10 protein-coding genes are annotated in these 16824 nt (G+C 37.3%); 9 read left to right on the top strand and 1 reads right to left on the bottom strand.

The window, feature by feature from the left end; translation table 11 throughout:
* Positions 1-11 precede the first annotated feature (11 nt).
* The 7 genes from H4J69_RS13365 (at position 12) to H4J69_RS13335 (ending at position 10789) form a co-directional block, all read left to right on the top strand.
* Positions 12-1280 (top strand): UbiH/UbiF/VisC/COQ6 family ubiquinone biosynthesis hydroxylase, encoded by a 1269-nt coding sequence (locus tag H4J69_RS13365; RefSeq protein ID WP_182222200.1) that lies wholly within the window; start codon positions 12-14, stop codon positions 1278-1280.
* Positions 1281-1756: 476 nt separating this feature from the next.
* Complete coding sequence (gcvT, locus tag H4J69_RS13360; RefSeq protein ID WP_182213933.1) at positions 1757-2845, top strand: glycine cleavage system aminomethyltransferase GcvT; 1089 nt, start codon at positions 1757-1759, stop codon at positions 2843-2845.
* Between the two features lie 184 nt (positions 2846-3029).
* Positions 3030-3419 (top strand): glycine cleavage system protein GcvH, encoded by a 390-nt coding sequence (gene gcvH / locus H4J69_RS13355; protein WP_070374238.1) that lies wholly within the window; start codon positions 3030-3032, stop codon positions 3417-3419.
* Positions 3420-3662: 243 nt separating this feature from the next.
* Positions 3663-6554, top strand: a complete 2892-nt coding sequence (gcvP, locus tag H4J69_RS13350) for an aminomethyl-transferring glycine dehydrogenase (protein ID WP_182244978.1) — start codon at positions 3663-3665, stop codon at positions 6552-6554.
* A 284-nt stretch (positions 6555-6838) separates the two neighbouring features.
* The gene (locus H4J69_RS13345) at positions 6839-7468 is read left to right on the top strand and encodes a heme-binding protein (RefSeq protein WP_182244979.1); all 630 of its coding nucleotides are present in this window, start codon (positions 6839-6841) and stop codon (positions 7466-7468) included.
* A 282-nt stretch (positions 7469-7750) separates the two neighbouring features.
* Entirely contained in the window at positions 7751-8734 is a 984-nt protein-coding gene (locus H4J69_RS13340) for a transposase (protein ID WP_182251973.1), read from the top strand.
* Positions 8735-9037: 303 nt separating this feature from the next.
* Entirely contained in the window at positions 9038-10789 is a 1752-nt protein-coding gene (locus tag H4J69_RS13335; RefSeq protein ID WP_404842823.1) for an ATP-binding protein, read from the top strand.
* A 265-nt stretch (positions 10790-11054) separates the two neighbouring features.
* On the opposite strand, the gene H4J69_RS13330 is transcribed toward H4J69_RS13335, so the two are convergent.
* Positions 11055-11900, bottom strand: a complete 846-nt coding sequence (locus tag H4J69_RS13330) for a LytTR family DNA-binding domain-containing protein (protein ID WP_182245125.1) — start codon at positions 11898-11900, stop codon at positions 11055-11057.
* Positions 11901-12046: 146 nt separating this feature from the next.
* Between H4J69_RS13330 and H4J69_RS13325 the strand changes: the two genes are divergently transcribed.
* Both H4J69_RS13325 and H4J69_RS13320 read left to right on the top strand, forming a co-directional pair.
* Positions 12047-13327 carry an acyltransferase family protein gene (locus H4J69_RS13325; protein ID WP_182245126.1) on the top strand — a complete coding sequence of 427 codons (1281 nt, stop codon included), beginning with the start codon at positions 12047-12049 and terminating at the stop codon, positions 13325-13327.
* Positions 13328-13701: 374 nt separating this feature from the next.
* The gene (locus H4J69_RS13320) at positions 13702-16590 is read left to right on the top strand and encodes a pitrilysin family protein (protein WP_182245127.1); all 2889 of its coding nucleotides are present in this window, start codon (positions 13702-13704) and stop codon (positions 16588-16590) included.
* Positions 16591-16824: the final 234 nt, after the last annotated feature.

Raw genomic sequence — 16824 nt, 5'->3', positions numbered from 1 at the left:
AGAAGAATAACATGCAAAAATTTGATGTATTAATTGTTGGCGGCGGCATGGTGGGCTTAACCTTAGCTTTAGCGCTACGTCAGCAAACACAGTTAACCGTTGCTATTGTTGACACTTCACCGCCGGATGAATTACCAGAACAGCCTGATGTTCGAGTTAGTGCGCTTAATGTCGCCAGTAAACAAATTTTTGATAATCTTGATGTTTGGCCATTAATTCAACAAAAACGTATTCAAGCTTATACTGATATGCATGTTTGGGATAAAGCTGGCTTTGGCAAGTTACTTTTTTCTTGTGACGATTTAGCCGATACCTCAGCCAATGAACAGCTAGGTTGGATCGTTGAAAATAGCGTTATACGTCAGAGCCTTTGGCAAAAAGCACAAGCAGATCAAGGTATAATTTTTTATACTGAAAATACCTTAAGTAATATAAGTATTGGTGAGAGTGAAGCTTTTGTTAGTTTTACATCAACTAACGGTAATCCTATGCCAATAACCGCTAAATTAGTGGTTGGTGCCGATGGCGCAAATTCTTGGGTTAGACGTCAAATGGCGTTCCCCTTAACTTTTCGTGATTATGATCATCACGCTATTGTTGCTACGGTAAAATGTTCACAAGGACACCAAAATACCGCATGGCAAGTTTTTCTAGAAACTGGCCCTCTAGCGCTACTGCCACTTAACGACGCTCTTGGAACGCAAGACTTATGCTCGATTGTTTGGTCTACATCCCCCGAAGATGCAATTCGTTTAAATGGCTTAACTCCAGCAGAGTTTTCAAAAGCGTTAACAGCAGCAAGTGATGGAAAATTAGGGAATATTGAACTGCAGAGTAAACGTTTTACTCATCCGCTAACTATGCGTATCGCCCAAAGCTTCGTTCAAGAGCGTATTGCTTTGGTTGGTGACGCTGCTCATACCATTCATCCATTAGCAGGCCAGGGCGTTAATTTAGGTTTACTTGACGCGGTATCATTGGCGCAAATTATTAATGACAAAATAACCCAACAAAAATCCCCTAATGATGCTTGGTTAACCACTCGTTTGTTAAATGAATATTCACGTTGGCGTAAAGCCGAAGCAACCGAAATGGTTGCAGCAATGGAGTCAATTAAACAAGTGTTTACGCCTCAACAAGGCGCTATAAAATTGTTGAGAGGTCTGGGTTTGTCTTTAATTAATAACTTAAAGCCCGTTAAGCAAGTCTTAATTAAACAAGCATTGGGTTTGAAAAGTGATTTACCTAAACTTGCAAAACTCAAAGACAAGTTATTTTAAAATTAACGTTGCTTTGAGCATTTAAGCAAACGCTTTTGACATGACTGTAAGAGCTTGTAATAACGTTTGCTCTGTTTTATAAAACTTATCTAATGATTGTCTTTTAAGTGTATGGTTAATCGATGAAAAATAATTTTATAAACGTCCTAATATTCCTCCTTCCTTTTGATATTATTAGCTTTTAAATTAATAAGTTTTCCTGAAAAAAAATGTCAGTAAAAAACACAAAATAAAAACCCAAGATTCTATTTTTTTACGAAGTAAAACTGATTATAATTTTCAAAACATGTGGTTTTAAAAATTAAATTTGGATTAAAATATTTATCTGGTTTAAAATTTGCATTGTTGACTGTTTTCTTTGTTTTTAGTTGAATAGGTTGCTTTGCGCGGCTATAATCTGGCCAATTATTTTGTAAATATACTACCTTTAAGCTTGGCTTAATGGTGAATTCAACAATTAAAGTGGAATACATACGATGACTAATAAAACCGTATTACATGCTAAGCATATTGAAGCTGGCGCAAAACTAGTTGATTTTCACGGCTGGGAAATGCCAATTAACTACGGCTCGCAAATAGAAGAGCATAATGCTGTTCGAACTGATGCCGGCATGTTTGATGTTTCACACATGACCATTGTTGATATTAAAGGTGTTGATGCCAAAGCATATTTACGCCGTTTAGTGATCAACGATGTTGCAAAATTAACCGTTGAAGGTAAAGCCCTTTATACCGGTATGCTCAATCACGAAGGTGGTGTTATTGATGATTTGATCATTTATTTCTTCACTGAAACTTATTATCGTTTGGTTGTTAATTCAGCAACGCGCGTAAAAGATTTAGCGTGGATGAATGAACAATCGGCTGGTTTCGACATTACAATTACCGAACGTCCTGAATTTGGCATGATTGCCGTGCAAGGTCCTCAAGCTAAAGCTAAAGTAGCTTCACTATTAACACCAGAGCAAACTCAAGCTGTTGAAGGTATGAAGCCATTCTTTGGTGTTCAAGCCGGCGATTTATTCATTGCCACCACGGGTTATACCGGTGAAGATGGTTATGAAATAGTGGTTCCAGAAGACCAAGCAGCAGATTTATGGCAAAAATTACTCGACGCAGGTGTTGCACCTTGTGGTCTAGGCGCTCGTGATACCTTGCGCTTAGAAGCAGGCATGAATCTTTATGGTTTAGATATGGACGAAACTGTTTCGCCATTAGCGGCTAACATGGCATGGACCATTAGCTGGGAACCAACAGATCGTAACTTTATTGGCCGTGAAGTATTAACTGCCCAAAAAGCTGCTGGCGACCAACCTAAACTTGTTGGTTTAGTCTTTGAAGAAAAAGGCGTATTACGCACTGGCTTAAAAGTGATTACGCCATTTGGTGAAGGTATTATTACCTCAGGTACATTCTCGCCAACATTAGGTCATAGTATTGCTATGGCTCGTGTTCCTCGCAGCGTAAGCTTAGGCGACACTGTTGAAGTAGAAATGCGTAAAAAATTAGTTAACGTTAAAGTGATCAAAGCTGGCTTTGTTCGCAATGGCAAAAAAGTTTTTTAATTAATTTTTAATCATAAAAATTTGTTTTAAAAGCAAGTAGAATGACAATGTTGGTCGAGGGTAAATCTATTTGCGCTTGTCCAATATAGAAGAATAATTAAGCTATAGTATTTAATTGTTAGCCAATAGCGACAATTGAAATTGAGTTTACGATAAACAATAATTAACCTCAGGAAAATAAAAAATGAGCAACATTCCTTCAGAACTAAAATATGCAACATCACACGAATGGGTACGTCAAGAAGGTAACGGCGTAGTTACAGTTGGTATCACTGAACATGCACAAGACTTATTAGGTGACATGGTATTTGTTGAATTACCTGATGTTGATGACGAAATCAGTACTGGTGACGACGTTGCAGTAGCAGAATCTGTAAAAGCAGCTTCAGACATCTACGCACCCGTTTCAGGTAAAGTTATTGAAGTAAATGAAGACTTAGAAGATTCTCCTGAATTAGTTAACTCAGACGCTTTTGGCGCTGGTTGGTTATTCAAGGTTCAGTTAGCTGATGAAGCAGAGTTAGATGCTTTATTAGATGCTGAAGGTTACGCGAATTCTATTGACGAAGACTAATTTCGGGCACATTTAGCTTTTATGCTGCGTTGCTTTTGATACTCGTCTAATCTCACTTGCTTAATAGCCTTTAGCTAAAGGCTTATTAAGCTTATAAGACTGATAAATTTAGCGCCTTACCAAAAAGCTAGCTGTTTACGAAATCTGTTATTAAGCCTCCAACTGCTTGTTTGGGGCTTTATTTTAGTTACGCCGTAACTAAAGACCCAGTAAATTAATTACCCACTTAAGAGAAGCTGTTTTATGACTACTCAATCAAAATCACTTGCTTATTTAGAGCAAACTCAAGACTTTATTCGTCGTCACATTGGCCCTAATGCCGAACAAACTCAAGCGATGTTAAAAGACATTGGCGCAGAGTCGGTTGACGCACTTATCAATGAAATCGTACCAAGTGATATTCGTTTATCAGCATTGCCTGCGATTGAAGAAAGTAAAACAGAAGCGCAAGCCTTAAGTGATTTAAAAGCGGTTGCAAGCTTGAACAAAGTAAACGACACCTACATTGGTTTAGGTTACTACGGCACATTAACACCGAACGTAATTTTGCGTAACGTGTTAGAAAATCCAGGCTGGTACACTGCTTACACGCCTTACCAACCAGAAATTGCTCAAGGTCGTTTAGAATCATTATTAAACTACCAGCAAATGTGTATCGACCTTACCGGTCTTGAACTAGCTTCTGCTTCATTATTAGATGAAGGAACTGCGGCTGCTGAAGCCATGGCATTAGCAAAACGTGTTTCTAAAAACAAAAAATCAAACTTGTTCTTTATCTCAAGTGATGTTTATCCACAAACTATCGACGTTGTTAAACAACGTGCAGAAATGTTTGATTTTGACGTTATCGTTGCTCCTGCTCATGAAGCCGCTGACCATGATGTTTTTGGTGCTTTGCTACAATACCCAAGTGCATCGGGTGAAATTACAGACATTAGTGAGTTAATTGAAAAAATTCACGCAAACAAAGGTATTGTTGCGGTTGCCGCCGATATCATGAGTTTAGTGATGTTAAAAGCACCGGGTGAATTAGGTGCCGATGCCGTTATTGGTTCAAGCCAACGTTTTGGTGTTCCAATGGGCTACGGCGGACCACACGCTGCATTTTTTACTACCTCTGAGAAATACAAACGTTCATTGCCTGGTCGTATTATTGGTGTTTCTAAAGATACCCGTGGTAACGCTGCATTGCGTATGGCAATGCAAACTCGCGAACAACATATTCGCCGAGAAAAAGCTAACTCAAACATTTGTACTGCCCAAGTACTCTTAGCTAACATGGCGGCGTTTTACGCGGTCTATCATGGTCCAAAGGGCTTGAAAATCATTGCTAATCGTATTCATCGTTTCGCAGATATTTTATGCTTAGGTACAGCCACAAAAGGCTTAACAGCTATTCATGCTAACTACTTTGACACCTTAACGTTCAATTTAGATAATAAAGAAGAAATCGTTGCACGCGCACTAGCTGCAGGTGTTAACTTCCGCACTGATGTTGCGGGTCAAATTAGTATTTCTCTAGATGAAACAACGACTCGTACTGATATTGCTGGTTTATTCGATATATTATTAGGCGCAGGCCATGGTTTAGACGTTAGCGACCTTGACGACAAAATAGTCAGTAGCGGTCATTCTTCAATTCCTGCAGCATTAGTACGTGAATCTGAAATATTGACTCACCCGGTATTCAATTCATACCACAGCGAAACAGAAATGCTTCGTTATATCAAAAGATTAGAAAACAAAGATTTAGCATTGAACCATTCAATGATTTCTTTGGGTTCTTGTACGATGAAGTTAAATGCAACAGCACAAATGATCCCAGTATCATGGCCTGAATTCGCTAACATGCACCCATTTGCACCCATTGACCAAGCTCAAGGTTATAAGCAAATGATTGACGAGTTAGGCGATTGGTTAGTTGAACTAACGGGTTACGACAACATTTCAATGCAACCTAACTCTGGTGCTCAAGGCGAGTATGCGGGTTTAATCGCGATTGTTAAATATCATGAAAGTCGTGGCGATGCACATCGTAATATTTGTTTAATTCCATCTTCTGCCCACGGTACAAACCCTGCGTCTGCGCAAATGGTTGGTATGAAAGTTGTTGTTGTTGCTTGTGATAAAGAAGGTAACGTTGACATGAACGACCTGCGTACTAAAGCAAGCGAAATGGCCGACAATCTTGCCTGTATTATGATCACATACCCGTCAACGCACGGTGTATATGAAACAACAGTAGCAGAAATTTGTAACATCGTTCACGAACATGGCGGTCAAGTTTATCTTGACGGTGCAAACATGAACGCACAAGTAGGCGTAACGTCGCCAGGCTATATTGGCGCTGACGTTTCTCACCTAAACTTGCATAAAACGTTTGCTATTCCACACGGTGGCGGTGGCCCAGGTATGGGACCTATCGGCGTTAAAGCACACCTTGCACCATTTTTGCCTGATCATGCATTAATTAACGTTAATGAAAGTACTAAAGGCAATGGAGCCGTTGCAGCAGCACCATTTGGTAGTGCGGGTATTTTATGTATCTCTTACCTTTACTGTGCAATGCTAGGTAAGCAGGGCGTAACAGATGCGACTAAATATGCTATTACTAATGCTAATTATTTAGCTAAAAAATTAAGCCAACATTACCCACTTTTATACGCAGGAAAAAATGGTCGTGTTGCTCATGAATGTATTATCGATTTACGTCCACTTAAAGCCACATCAGGTATTAGTGAAGTTGATATAGCAAAACGCTTAATTGATTATGGTTTCCATGCACCTACGATGTCGTTCCCAGTAGCGGGTACTTTCATGATTGAACCTACAGAATCTGAGTCAAAAGTTGAACTTGACCGTTTTGTTGAAGCCATGGTTTCTATTCGCGACGAAGTACGTAAAGTTGAATCGGGTGAATGGTCAAGTGACGACAACCCATTACATAATGCTCCTCATACGTTAGCGGATATTACTGATACTTGGGAACGTGGTTATTCTATTAAAGAAGCGGTATTCCCCGTTCCTGCTGCAGCCAAAAATAAATTTTGGCCAACAGTTAATCGCATCGATGATGTATACGGAGACCGTAACTTAATTTGTTCATGTCCTCCAATTGAAAGTTATCAAGACTAGTTTTTTGTTGTCATCTGTTAATTAAGTTTGTGAAAGTTTAATTAAGTTTGAAAAATTTAAAAAGGCGAATCAGCAATGATTCGCCTTTTTATTTATTACGGTTAGAAAAGTGAGCCGATATCGGCTTTCTTGTAATTCAGTACTAGTCAACTGCAATCAACAGGTTTTATTGAAGATAAAATTTAATGTTGAATTGAACTAATTTCCCAGTTTTACGTATTTAGTCTTAATAAAAAAATGAAAACAGTGATAAACACTGTTTTATAAGACCTCAAGGAAACTCTATGAAATTACTTTTCGCACTTCTTGTTCCACTGATTTTGGCCGGTTGCTCCGTGTTTGGAGAAAGTGGAGTTGAAAACGCGCCTTATACACTATTGAAATCTGATCAGGCACAGAAAATTGAAGTGCGTAACTATGAATCGATAGTGCTAGTGTCCTCCGACATGTCATCCGACGGAATGAACGGTGCTTTTAGGAATCTGTTCAGATACATTACTGGTGAGAATGAAGGCGCCACAGAAATAGCCATGACAGCACCTGTACTGATGGATGAATCAGAGGCATTATCTAAGGGGACCAAAATCACTATGACCGCTCCGGTGTTTATGAAAGAGCGATCAGAACAACAAGTAATGTCATTTGTAATGCCTGCCGACTTTACGATACAAAGCACCCCTAAGCCAACCAATCCAGACGTATGGATAACAGAAGTAAAGGATTACAAAGTCGTGGTGATAAAGTTCAGCGGGCTACTCAGTGATAGTAATGTTGAAACACAAACCCAAATCCTTAATAACTGGATTGCGAAAAACGGCTATACCGCAGTTAGCGAGCCTATTAACGCAGCCTACAATGGTCCTTTCACTATCCCATGGCTTCGCCACAACGAAGTGTTAATTGAAGTAAAATAGCCCAAAATGCATTACTATTGGTTGCTGTAAATGCCAGTTAGAGTATCTATTTTTCCTCTGACTGGCTTGCTGTTGTGCAAGACGAAACATTTAAATGTTTGCTTTTTCGAATAGCGTTCACTCACAAAATAGTCACAAAATCTCTTAATAGCCCCCCATAATAACTTATGCAGTTTTTGTTCGAGACGCTTATTCCTTCCTAATAGGCCACCCATAATAACTTATGCAGGTTTCGTTCAATAAACTAGACTTAAGTTATCTTTATTCAGTCGGGTGATTGTTATGCCTAAGCCTCGTTCACAACAAATTAGTTTATTGGATACACCTTATTATCACATTTGCAGTCGAACGGTACGCAAGGCTTTTTTGTGTGGCGTAGATAAGGAGACGGGTGTCAGTTTTGAGCATCGACGCAGATGGATTGAAAAGCGATTATTTACATTATCTGAGGTATTTTCGATAGATATCTGTGCTTATGCTGTCATGCATAATCATTTACATATTGTCTTGCATGTCGATAGTGAGCCAATAGAGCGCTGGTCAACCGATGAGGTATTGCAACGTTGGCATCAATTATTCAAAGGGACCTTATTAACTCAAAAATATTTGAACAAACAACCGCTTGATAAGTTTCAATTAGCGACGGTTGAAAGTACGGCTGAGATTTATAAGCAGCGTTTAATTGATATCAGTTGGTTTATGCGCTCATTGAACGAGCCGATAGCCCGACAAGCTAACCGAGAAGACCAATGTACCGGACATTTTTGGGAAGGGCGCTTTAAATCACAAGCACTGCTTGATGAAGGGGCGTTACTGTCGTGTATGGCATATGTTGATTTAAACCCTATACGAGCAGGTATTGCGGTTACCCCAGAGCAGTCTGACTTCACCAGTATTCAACGACGCATTAAAGCGGCTATAACCGGTGAGCAACCGACCTGCTTATTACCCTTTACGGACAATGAAACCCATCAAAAATCAACTGGCGCTGGTATTTATTTTAGCTTACAAGATTACTTAACACTGGTTGATGAAACAGGACGCCTCCTGCGTGATAAACGTGGCGCCATTGACACGACCACGGTAAATATCCTCGCGAGGTTACACATCAATGATAAAAGTTGGCTAAAACTTACGACGGATTTTGAAACTATCTTGACAGGTGCTGTCGGTACTGCTGAGCATTTATGTGAATTTAGTGAACATGTTGGTTTGCAGCGAACACATGGTATAGCGAATGCTCAGGCTTGCTTGAATAGCGCATAACGCTCTTTATGAATAAGACGTAACCTTACTACTATTTTAGAGTGGTGGGTTTAACTCGGCTATCATTTGATGTTTTAAGAAAGTAGTTGCGATAAAGGACTATAGAAACTCGCTTTACCTTATCAATAGGTATTGTTATAAGCTAAAAAGACAAGAAATGGCTTATCATCATTATTTATTGTTATTATGGGGGCATAGTAATTTAAACATTACTTCAAATTTTGCTTAAATGGCTATACACAAATACAATTAAGTTAATATTGTTCACATATATAAAAGATTCTTTATTAAGGCCGTCAATTAATGTTAAACACACCGAGTATGGAAATTAATAGTCATCTGGCTAATCGATTACTATTAGTGTTTATAATATTTTCTACTCCGGCCTTAATTAGCTCTCTTCTTAGAATTTCTAATATTGGTTTCCAGCCCATAATGGGCATTCAAATTAGTATGTACTTTATTTCAGCAGCTATATTTTTTTTTCGTAAGCAAGTCTTCTACAAATTTAAAGCTTATTTCATTACTAGTTGTTTTCTATTATTAGCAATTGGCGGCATGATTCAATTTGGCTTATTTGGTGCGGGGATATTACTGATGATTATGTACACTGCTTTATGCAGTCTACTTTTTGATCGTATTTCGGCATTAATTAGTATTGCCGTTGGATTTATCATTATTACGTCTATTGGTATTGCTTATATTACCGGCCATCTTACTTATATAGTCAATGCTGATGAGTATCACACTTCTGTTAATGCATGGTTACTCATGTTGGGTACCACTATTTTTGTCGCGACAAATTTATATATTGTGCTGACATTCATGTCTTCTCAGTATCAACAATCATTAACTGAGTTAGATAAACAAGTTAAATTAAGAACAAAGGCTTACGAAGCTGAAAAAATTAAAGCAGAAGAAGCTAGTGAAATAAAATCGCAGTTTCTAGCTAATATGTCTCATGAAATAAGAACCCCTATGAATGGTGTTTTGGGGGTGATGCAGTTATTGCGTTTAGAACATCCCAACGAAAAACAAAACACCCTGATCGACACCGCCATTTTTTCAGCCAAAAATTTATTAAGAATTTTGAATGATATTTTAGATTTTTCAAAAATCGAAGCAAATAAATTAGATATTGAAAATATCGAATTTGAACTACAGCCTATTCTAGATTCAATCTACTCAAACGTAGAGTTAGATATAGATATGAAAGGTATATCGCTCAATTTCATCAATAAAACCAGTAAAAATACGTTGTGGACAGGTGACCCTACTCGTTTTTATCAGGTATTACTTAATCTTGTAACCAATGCAACTAAGTTTACTGATACTGGCGCCATTAATGTTTATATTACTCAAAAGAGCATCAATGGAGTGTCATACCTAACTTCAGAAGTGGTTGATACAGGTATAGGTATGAGCACAGAAGAAATCAACAATCTTTTCCAAAACTTTAGCCAAGCAGACGCATCGATAACTAGGAAGTTTGGTGGAACTGGGTTAGGTCTATCAATTGCAAAACGCTTAGCAACATTAATGGGAGGTAACTTAACGGTCACCAGTAAAAAAGGGGAAGGGTCAACATTCATTTTTACAATTAAATCTAGATCTATTATCTCACCTTTAGTGGCAGCTAAAAATCCAAAAATTATCAGTAACGACTTAGCACCAGACTGGTCAAATAAAAGAATATTAATTGCAGAAGATAATAGAATTAATCAAAAAATAATTTGTGCCATGTTAAAGCCGACTCATGCATTATTACACTGTGTAAATAATGGTAGAGAAGCCGTAGACTTAGCCTTTAATTTTTCCCCTGATATCGTGTTGATGGATATTCAAATGCCAGAAATGGATGGCGTTACAGCAAGTAATGAACTCAGGAATAAGCAATTTAATAAGCCCATAATTGCATTCACCGCAAACGTAATGAAAGGTGATGTAGAACACTACCTAGCAAACGGAATGAATGACTGTATCCCTAAGCCTGTAGATATGAATCTATTATATCGAACCATTTCAAAGTTCTTACAAAGTGACCAAAGGAGTTAATCTAGATACAAGTAGGTACCAGAAAAAATAACGCATTAAGTTATTTTACGCACAGCGTGAGCCTTTAGGTCGTTGACCTCATATTAGACAATATGATTGAAATAGATAAATTGATTAACTCCGATTAGTTTTACTCCACAAAATAAACATAATACCTATTTAAGTGTGCAAAGAACTTGGCCATTATTATGGGTGGCATAGTTAATCGGCATAGTTAATCGCAGTTAATCGCATTAGTTAACCATGGGTGGCATAGTTAATCCCACTACCCAGCGAGCCGAGTATTTACCTCATCACGATAACGCCGTGATAACTTCAGTTGACGCCCATTATTTAGTGTTAATAAAAAATCACCTGTTTCTAACGCGATAATTTCTTTAACTAAGTCCAAATTTACCATTGTAGAACGATGAATTCTTACAAATTGATGTGGATCTAACCTTTTTTCCAAATCAGCCATTGTCGTTCTAATTGGATAACAACTCTCACCAATATGCAAATTCATATAGTTGCCTGATGCTTCGACCCAAGCAATATCGCTCACCCTAATAATAAATTCTTTACCTATTTTTTTTACAATTAATCTTTCTACATAAATTGAGCCTTGTGGACCTTCACCAACCTCTATTTCTCTTGCTTCATTATGTAGTCGGCTGATAATGAATCTATAGATATAAAATGTAGCTAAGATTGAAATATAGCTGCCTAAATCCTTGCGATATTCATAAATCAGTTCTACTGACCAGTCTCCAAAATCATAAGTGCTTTGACTGAAATAATAATAAAAGTGTCGTAAAGCTATCATTAGATAAACATGTAATACAGAGAAGGCTATAGAAAGCGGAAGGTGTAATAAAAGACTTTGTTTAATTTTACTAATATTAATTGGATGTTTTTTGTCTATATAAAACAGTATAGGAATCAAAATAAATATTGAAATTTGGCTAGAAAACTCCCAAACAAATGGCTGCCATCGCTCAATAGACAACCCTCGGCGCTTATAATCGTCAAGCACTGAGAAGCTATTGACCAGTGCTGTAATCGTACCAATAAGTAACCAATATGATACTTCAAGGTGTTTTTGATACTTTTCATATAACGGGTGTAGCAAATTAAAAATTCCTTAAAAGTGATGCATAAAATCTTATCACATCAGCTTGCCTCTTATCACAAAAACAGTAGATTCAATCACTTAGGTGTTGATGAATTTACTGTGAATTGATTAAATAGTCTTCTTAAAATCGCAAAGGCTGACTTATGAACATAAATTTAGAGAGCAATAATAACCGACGATTCGATATAGATCACCTTAGAGTTTTTGCGTTTGGACTATTAATTTTATATCACACATGCATGCTTTATGTTGCTGGGTGGGAGTGGCATATCAAAAGTAATTACCAAAGCAATTTTTTGGCAAACCTTATGCTAGTGGTTCAACCATGGCGTATGGCATTAATATGGATGATTTCAGGTATTGCATCTTATTTTCTCCTGCAAAAACTATCCATAGGTAATTTCTTAACAAGTAGAACCATACGTTTATTACTACCTTTAACCTTTGGTATTCTATTTATAGTACCGCCACAACTGTATTTTGAAATGAAATTTAATAGCGATATGGAATTAACTTTCTGGCAATTTTGGCAAATCTTTTTCGATTTAGACAACCCCATTTTTGATAAATATAAATCGGGAATATTGCCACATATCGATGTTAATCATTTATGGTATTTAAGAGAGTTATGGGCTTTTACTTTGGTGCTGATAGTTCTTCAACCCTTACTGTATTTACCTGTAATATCAAAAGCGGTTAAAAAGTATAGCGATGCAGTTGGCCAGTACAGTGTGTTAATTATCCCTTTGCTTATACTGTTTGCACTTGACTATTTTGTTTTTAAACAACTCGAAGGTGATAGATTACGCCAGGCCACAGGCTTTACCTTCTTTATTACGGGTTTCTTAATTGCAAATCAGAAAGGCTGGTGGTTAGCAATGCAGAAAGTAAGAAAGCTAGCATTAGGGCTTGCTGCTATTAGTTATATGCTTCTTATTTATCGCTATCAAACTATTTATTTGGATGAAAGTGTTGCTATAAATAGTCAAATGGAAATTATTTTTAGTTTAGCGTCAGCAGCGAATAAGTGGTTGTGGTTAGTGAGTATATTTGGCTATGCCTATACTTACCTAAATAAAGAAAACAAGGTGATTCAATACCTTAATCCTGCGGTATATCCCGTATATATTTTACATCAAACGTTGATTATCTGTATTGGTTCATTACTCAGCCCATTCGAGCTTGGCGGAGCTGTAGAAGCAGTGCTGGTTTTGGTAGGAACATTATCTATATGTGTTATTAGTTATGAAGCTATTCGTCGGCTACCATTGTTAAAGCCATTTTTTGGCTTAACTATTTCAAGGAAAGATATGCCATCGGTGAGTCGTGTGTTTTTTAAAGCTAAAGTCTATCGAAGTGTGGGCATCTTGATTGTTTTACCTATAGCTATTCCCATATTTGGTTGGTTCTTTTATCTTTATTAACGATTAATCTGTATTTACATTCTCGTCATGGAGGTGAGAGCTAATATCTACTAATGACACTATCGCTCATATATCTATAGTATGCGTGAACGTCGAATCAGAGAGTTTTTTCATAAGCACAAGAAAAAATGTTTTACTCCATACCTATTTATGAAGACAAACCCGATAATATTATTGGGTTTGTTATTTGAGCCGACTTGAGAAGATATTTTAGAAACGTTAATTGGTTATAAAATAATTGCCTTCCCATTTTATTTCTTTATTTATGACCCGTACTTATTTTGTTACATGATGTCGTGGCTTATCCTCAAAAATTTAATGAAAAATTTCTCAGAGTTACATAAAATACAGCAATAAAAATAAAGGGAACTATGATGAAAAAGAAATATTTAGCGGCTGTCATAGCTGCAAGTTTAACGTTATCCGCCTGTATGGCAACCAGCAACGACTCTGGCAATAGTATGTCACAGCAATCAAGCCAAGAGAGTGCAAACAAAGTCTTTAGCCAAAAATACTTGTTCAAAGAGTTGGCTAATGGTTTACGTGTCTTAGTGGTAAAAACAGACTATCCAGATCTTGTTTCAGTACAAATCCCCGTTTCTGTAGGTTCTCGTGATGAAAATGAAGTAGGTAAAACAGGTTTTGCCCACTTCTTTGAACATATGATGTTTAAAGGTTCAGAAAAATTTCCACAAGCTGTTTATGCCGATTTATTTAAAAATGCCGGTGTTGATAACGGTGCTTACACCACCAACGATTATACTAACTATCATTTAGATTTTTCTAAAGATCATTTAGATAAAGTATTAGAGATTCAAGCGGATCACTTTAAAAACCTAAAGTACACCGAAGCACAATTTAAAACAGAAGCCTTAACGGTAAAAGGTGAGTATTTAAAAAATAATGCTAGTCCAACTCGAAAGTTGTTAGCGGCGGTGCGAAAAGAAGCATTCGATACTCATACTTATAAGCATACCACTATGGGCTTCTTTGAAGATGTAGAAGCAATGCCTGATCAAGTTGCATATGGTGAACAGTTCTTTAAACAATTCTATAAGCCAGAATACGTTTCTTTAGTAATTGTCGGTGATGTTGAACCAGAAGCAACAATGGCCATGGTCGAGAAGCATTGGGGAAATTGGCAAAAAGGTGATTTTGTTAGCACTATAGCACCTGAGCCAAAACAGGAAGCTGCGAAATATGTTCATGAAAAATTCGATGGCTTACCGGGTCACTGGTTACTCGTTTCTTATAAAGGTGCTGATTGGCAACCCAAGAAAAAAGATCGCGCGGCTTTAGATTTAATTTCTGAATTGTATTTTTCCAATAACTCAGCATTGTATCAAGAACTCGTTGTTGATAAGCAGTTGGCTAGCCAAATGTTTAACTACAACCCTGAAACAAAAGATGCTGGCTTACGTCACGTATTTATCAAAGTGAATGATGAAAAAGACCTAGCAACGGTTCGTGATGCAGTAAACCGTACTTACGCACAAGTAAGAACTGAGCTCGTTTCTTCAGAAAAACTTGATAACTTAAAGTCTAACTTAAAATATAGTTTTGTTAATAGTTTAGATTCATCAGAGTCTATCGCTTCAACATTGGCGAGTTATATGCATTTTGACCGCGATCCCGAAACGATTAATCACCTCTATAATAGCTTTGACAATATTACAGCTGAAGATATTCAACGTATTGCTAATGAATACTTTATTGATGAAAACCGCACAACAGTGACTTTATCAGCATTAGATGAGATTGCCGACTTCGAACAAGAAGTTGACTTAAATGGCGCCGTTGCAAAAATAGTCATGAAAAATTCGCAGCCGAGTACTCCACAGTTTGCGGTATTAGATAAGACCAATGACTCACCGTTGATTGATGTTAACTTCTTATTTTATACCGGTGCTGCAGCAGATCCAGCCGGTAAAAAAGGGGTAGCGGCTTTAACCGCTCGTATGTTAACTCAAGGCGGCTCGGCAACAAAAAGCTATCAAGATATTAAGAAAGGTTTATACCCTTTAGCTGGACGTTTTTCGTCGCAGCTTGATAAAGAAATGATGTCATTTACTGGCCGGGTGCATAAAGATAATACTACTCAGTGGTACGAACTTATTAGCGATCAATTATTGAATCCAGGATGGCGTGAAGACGATTTTAAGCGTCTGAAAAAAGAGCTTGTTGACGGTATTAAATCAGGTCTTAAATCTTCTAATGATGAAGAATTAGGTAAAGAGGTGCTTTATAGCGAACTTTATCAAGGGCATGTTTACGAAAACTACAATAGTGGTGATTTGTCTGACTTAGCCGCAATTACTCTTGAAGATGTTAAAGCATTCTACAACACCCAACTTACCCAAGCAAAATTAAACTTAGGTATAACTGGCGCTATGCCTAGTGCTTTAAAAGCACAATTAATGACAGATTTAGCGACTTTACCCGTCGGTGATGAAAAGCGCTTAACAATTGCTAAAGCACCCGTTTTAAAAGGTCATCATGCGACAATTATAGAAAAAAGTGCGCAATCTACAGCGGTATCTTTTGGTTTTCCCATTGATACTATACGCAGTGATAAAGACTGGGCGGCACTTTGGTTAGTGCGTTCATACTTTGGTGAACATCGTAGTTCTAACAGCTACTTGTATCAACAAATTCGTCAAGCGCGTGGTATGAACTATGGAGATTATTCTTATATTGAATATTTTCCACGAGGGATGTACCAAACTAAACCTGATGCAAATTTAGGTCGTTCTAGTCAAATTTTTCAAGTGTGGTTACGTCCTTTACGTTCAAATAATGATGCTCATTTCGCAACGCGTGCCGCTTTGTATGAATTGGACAACTTGATTGAAAAGGGCATGAGCGAAAAAGACTTTCAAGCAACACGTAATTACTTAACGAACTATGCACCGCAATTAGTGGCCAGCCAAGATCAACAGTTAGGTTATGCACTTGATAGTGAGTTTTATCAAACAGAAGAGTTTGTTAAGTACGTTCGCGATCAATTTGCAAAACTATCATTAGATGATGTTAATCGTGTTATCAAAGAAAACTTACAAACAGATGATATTCATTATGTTTTCATTTCAGACGATGGTAAAGACATGAAGCAACGTTTGTTGTCTGAACAAGTATCACCGTTAACATATAACAGTGATAAGCCAGCAGAGCTTTTAGCGACAGATAAAATCATTGAAAGTTACAAGCTAACACTGCCGTCTAAAAATGTTGAAGTGATTGCAATAGATGAGGTTTTTCAATAAATTGCGTTTAAGCTCACTTTAATAAATATTCGTTATTATCTTATTGAATATTACAAATAACTTAATAAGAATAACGCATGTAGTTAAAAATAAAAAACCGGCATCTGCCTAATGCCGTTCACTTAAGGTGAACGGCATTTTTACTTTTAACAGGGTACCTATTCTTTGAACATTTCAACATTCTCGGATATTGCCGTTCTCGCCTACCGGGTAAAACGAATTGCTTAGCCGATT

It is taken from the genome of Colwellia sp. BRX10-9 (assembly GCF_014077405.1).
Taxonomy (GTDB): domain Bacteria; phylum Pseudomonadota; class Gammaproteobacteria; order Enterobacterales; family Alteromonadaceae; genus Colwellia_A.
The sequence above is the reverse complement of the archived record's forward strand: the minus strand, read 5'-3'. Positions and strand labels throughout refer to the sequence as shown.